Source organism: Actinomadura sp. NPDC048032 (genome assembly GCF_040653175.1).
Lineage (GTDB): Bacteria > Actinomycetota > Actinomycetes > Streptosporangiales > Streptosporangiaceae > Spirillospora > Spirillospora verrucosospora.
Window position 1 is genome coordinate 1 of sequence record NZ_JBEZJP010000544.1, and the last position, 4,582, is coordinate 4,582.

At 70.3% G+C, this 4,582-nt stretch carries 4 protein-coding genes; 3 read left to right on the forward strand and 1 reads right to left on the reverse strand.

The annotated features are described in order from the left end of the window. Positions 1-64 precede the first annotated feature (64 nt). Entirely contained in the window at positions 65-1,339 is a 1,275-nt protein-coding gene (locus tag AB0C69_RS38520) for an aspartate kinase (RefSeq protein ID WP_345178859.1), read from the reverse strand. A 302-nt stretch (positions 1,340-1,641) separates the two neighbouring features. Between AB0C69_RS38520 and AB0C69_RS38525 the strand changes: the two genes are divergently transcribed. The 3 genes from AB0C69_RS38525 (at position 1,642) to AB0C69_RS38535 (ending at position 4,419) form a co-directional block, all read left to right on the forward strand. After that, positions 1,642-2,661 carry a hypothetical protein gene (locus AB0C69_RS38525; protein ID WP_360360937.1) on the forward strand — a complete coding sequence of 340 codons (1,020 nt, stop codon included), beginning with the start codon at positions 1,642-1,644 and terminating at the stop codon, positions 2,659-2,661. 246 nt (positions 2,662-2,907) lie between these two features. Further along, positions 2,908-4,125 carry a hypothetical protein gene (locus tag AB0C69_RS38530; RefSeq protein WP_360360940.1) on the forward strand — a complete coding sequence of 406 codons (1,218 nt, stop codon included), beginning with the start codon at positions 2,908-2,910 and terminating at the stop codon, positions 4,123-4,125. A gap of 33 nt (positions 4,126-4,158) precedes the next feature. Further along, complete coding sequence (locus tag AB0C69_RS38535; RefSeq protein WP_360360943.1) at positions 4,159-4,419, forward strand: peptidoglycan-binding domain-containing protein; 261 nt, start codon at positions 4,159-4,161, stop codon at positions 4,417-4,419. The last annotated feature ends 163 nt before the right edge of the window (positions 4,420-4,582 follow it).

Consider the following 4,582-nt stretch of genomic DNA (forward strand, 5'->3'; position numbering starts at 1 on the left):
GGGATGGGCGCCGCGCCGCCGATCAGGCCGCACGGAGACCCGTGCGGCCCGCTTCGGCGTTCGGTCAGCGGCCGGTGCCCCCGTAGACGACGGCCTCGACCTGCTCGGCGTCCAGGTCGAAGGCGCGGTGCGCGGCGGCGACGGCGGTGTCGATGTCGTCCTGGGCGACGACGACCGAGATCCGGATCTCCGAGGTGGAGATCATCTCGATGTTCACGCCGGCCTCGGCGATCGCGCCGAACAGCGACGCGGTGACGCCCGGGTGCGAGCGCATCCCGGCGCCGATCAGCGACACCTTGCCGATGCGGTCGTCGTAGCGCAGCGACTCGAAGCCGATCTTCTCCTTGAGCTTGTTCAGCGCGGTGAGGGCGCTCTGCCCGTCGGTGGACGGCAGCGTGAACGAGATGTCGGTGCGCCCGGTCGACGCCGCCGACACGTTCTGCACGATCATGTCGATGTTGATCTCGGCCTCGGACAGCACCGTGAAGATCGTGGCGGCCTCACCGACCTTGTCGGGCACCCCGACCACGGTGATCTTGGCCTCGCTCCGGTCGTGCGCGACGCCGGAGATGATCGCCTGCTCCATGTCCTGTCCTTCGATCTCGCTGCTGTCGACGACCCACGTCCCCACCTTCTGGCTGAACGAGGACCGCACGTGGATCGGGATGTTGTAGCGGCGCGCGTACTCCACGCAGCGCAGATGCAGGATCTTCGCCCCGCTGGCCGCCATCTCCAGCATCTCCTCGTAGGAGATCTTCGGGATCTTGCGCGCGGCGGTCACGATGCGCGGGTCGGCGGTGAAGACGCCGTCGACGTCGGAGTAGATCTCGCAGACGTCGGCGTCCAGCGCCGCCGCGAGCGCGACGGCCGTGGTGTCGGACCCGCCGCGGCCGAGCGTCGTGATGTCCTTGGTCCCCTGCGAGACGCCCTGGAATCCGGCCACGATGCAGATCGAGCCGCCGTCCAGCGCGGTCCGGATCCGTCCCGGCGTCACATCGATGATCTTGGCTTTGCCGTGCGAGCCGTCGGTGATCACACCGGCCTGGGAGCCGGTGAACGAGCGGGCCTCGTGGCCCAGGTTCGCGATGGCCATGGCCAGCAGCGCCATCGAGATCCGCTCGCCGGCGGTGAGCAGCATGTCCAGCTCACGGCCGGGCGGCAGGGGGCTGACCTGCTTGGCCATGTCGATGAGGTCATCCGTCGTGTCGCCCATGGCGGAGACCACGACGACCACGTCGTTGCCCGCCTTCTTCGTTGCGACGATGCGCTGGGCGACCCGCTTGACGCCTTCGGCGTCGGCGACGGAGGAGCCACCGTACTTCTGCACGACAAGAGCCACGAGTGGGCGCTCCTCGGATCGGGGTCGGGCGTTTCTGGTCATCGAGTCTACAGAGGCGGAACCCATGGATCACGACCAGGTAACTCTCCCCGTCCCCGGCGGCCCACCGGACGCCGCCGCCTTCCTCGGCCCAGCCTCCCGGCCCGGCGAGCGGGGCTTGTCAGGCCGGGAGATCGGGGCCCGGGCGGGGCTTTCGAACGCACGGGTCTCCTGGGACAGATCGCCTACTGGTTATTACGAGTGTCTGACGTGCAGCGTCTTGACCTGGCGGAACGACCCTCGTTGATCTTTGGATAGCGATCATGGCAAACCTCTCCAAAGCGGCCGTGGGCCGCCGCGCCGCCGTGCTGGCCGCCGCGCCGCTGCTGCTCGGCCTGGCGACCCCCCTCGCCGCGCGGGCGGCGGCCGTCGCCGTCGAGTCGACGAGCGTCACACCGTCCACCATCAGCGCCGGGCAGGAGGCGCTCCAGAAGGTCACCCTGACCGAGCCCGCGCCCGCCGGCGGGACCGTCGTCGAGCTGCGCGACCTGACCGAGTTCGGGGATCCGAACTACGCCAGATCGACCGGGCGCAAGGTCACCGTGCCGGAGGGCAAGCAGACCGTCACCTTCCCGATCCGGGTGGAGTCGGTAAGCGAGACCACCGCGACGCGGCTGCAGGCGTCCGCCAACGGCACCGCGGCGGAAACGGCGATCACCGTGGTACCGCCGGACTGGCGGGAGCAAGGGGTGACGAACTTCTGGGTCAAGCAGCAGTACGGGGAGGCGATCGCGGTGACCGGCACGACGGTCACCGGCACCGTGCGCATCCAGTCACCGGCGCCCGTCGGCGGGCTCGCCGTCGACATCCGCAACGACCCCACCTGGAACGGGACCGCCTACTCCGCGCCCTACGTCGTCGTGCCCGCGGGCGCCACCAGCGCCACGTTCCCGATCAGCGTCTCCGCCGACAGGAGCCCGCGCCACGTCGGGATGACGGCGGACCTCGGCAACAACGTGATGACCTCCAGCCTGATCGGGGTGCCCAAGCAGTTCTCCGTCGGCCAGGTCAGGGAGATCCGGAACACGCCCGGCTACTGGCCGAACTACGGCGTGGTGGGACTCGGCGACGTCTGGCACCCGTTCGGCGCCGTGATCAAGCTGACGAGCGACACCCCGGGCGTCACCGTCCCGCCCGAGCTGCAGCTGTCGTCCTCCGACGTCGGGCGAAGCTTCCCCGTCGGGGTGGACCGGTCCGTCCCGATCGGGACGAAGGTGAGGATCACCGCCACCTGGGTGCTCGGCCCGTCCCCGGTGACCACCGAGATCACCATCCAGGACTGACCGCCCGGGTCGGCCCGCCCGACGCGTCACCGCCGATCGCCGGTGCCCATCCACCGGATGGCGCCGGCGGTGTTCGGTGGCTTTCGCGGGCGTCACCCCCGGGTGGCGCGGCCTTGCGCAGCCGGCCGGGCGGTAGGGACGACCGTGGCGCAGAATGTACGCGCCATGGATCCCGGCGGCCGAGACGCCCGAATAGCGTGGGGATCGAGGGCGGTGCACGGGCGAGTGCCGTACCGAGGGGTGTCGATGTGGCGCTGGCTGGCGCGGATGCCGATCGCGTCGCGGATACACGAGTGGAACCGTGAGCGGACGTCCTGGGTCCTCTGCGAGGGAGTGCACGCGAACGTCCGGGAACTGGACGCGCAGCTGAACTCGAAGTGCGCGCGCCCCCGCTCCACCGAGCAGGCGCAACTCGTCTCGAACGCCTTCCAGGCCCTGGACGATGCCCGCCGGGTCCTCGACATCGACGAGCACCCTCGGGGCCGGAGCGCGTCGCATGTGGCAGCGGCGCAGATGTACGTCAACTCCGCACGCACCATGTGGTTGCGGACGCTTCCCCCCGAGGAACTCGCACCTCACCTGCCGGACCTGTTCGCCATCATCAAGCAGCATCTCCCCCCGGACGACACCCGCCGCATCGCCGCCGAGAAGGCCGCGTGGGAACTGCAGCAGGCGGGGTCGGCGAACCACGCCGCCCAGGTCACGGGAAGCCGGCAACACTGGTGGACGGCGACGCGCGGCACCGACGATTCCACGCCGTCGGCCCCGGCGCTGTCGGCCGTGCTGGACGCGGTCGACGCCGCGCGGGAGGCCTCTCTCAAGGAGAGGCTGCGCGCGGCGAACTTCGCGCGCCTCGTCTGGCTCACCGCGCTCGGCCTGTTCTGCCTCGCGTGCGGCATCGCCGTGGCCGGGGCCATCTGGAAGTCGGCCGTGCCGCTGTGCTTCACGCCGGGGAACCAGGTCGCCTGTCCCAGCAGAACCTCCAGCGCGTCGCCCCTGCCTTCCCCAGGCTCGGTCGCGTCGCCTGGGGACTACGCCATCGTCGAGATCGCCGGGGTCACGGCGGCCTGTATCGCGGCCGCCTCCGCTCTGCGGAAGGTCAGGGGATCCACGACCTCCTTCGGCATCCCCGTGGCTCTGGCACTCCTGAAACTTCCCACCGGCGCGCTCGTGGCCGTGCTCGGGCTCCTGCTCCTGCGCGGCGAGTTCGTCCCGGGGCTCAGCGCCCTCGACTCGTCGGGCCAGATCATCGCCTGGGCGGTCCTGCTCGGCTACTCGCAGGAGCTGTTCACCAACTTCGTGGACAAGCAGGGCCGCGAAGTGCTGGAAGGCGTTCACGGGACCGCCGATCCGAAGACGCCGCGGGAGACGGTTCCGCAGGCGACGGCGACGACGTCCGTGCCGACGGCGGTGCCGGCGCCGAGCGGCGACGGCGATCGGCGGCCCGCGAGCGCGAACAAGTGAATCAATCCGCCAACCCGTGAGGAGGCGATCAGCATGACCCAGCAGAGCGTTCAGGAAGCGGTGCAGGCTCCGCCTTGGCCGGGCCGGTTCCTCGCCCTGATGCAGGGCGACGACGTCCGCACCTGGCAGGACAAGATGTTCAAGCGCGGCTGGACGAGCCTCGTGGTCGACGGGATCTACGGCACCCGCTCGGAGGAGGTCTGCGCGGCCTTCCAGCAGGAGAAGGGGCTGAACGTCGACGGCATCGTCGGGCCGCAGACCTGGGAGGCGACCTGGAAGGCGCCGATCACGTAGCGCTCCGCGCCGCCATCGGGCGGGCGTGCCAGTCACGGCACGCCCGCCCGTCGATTCCTCTCGTTCGGGCCTAGGGCCTGTTTTGTGGATCGTGGTTGAGCCAGAGGATGAGGCTGGCGATGGTGACCACGGCGCGGTAGTGGGCGGCGAGTTTGTCGTAGCG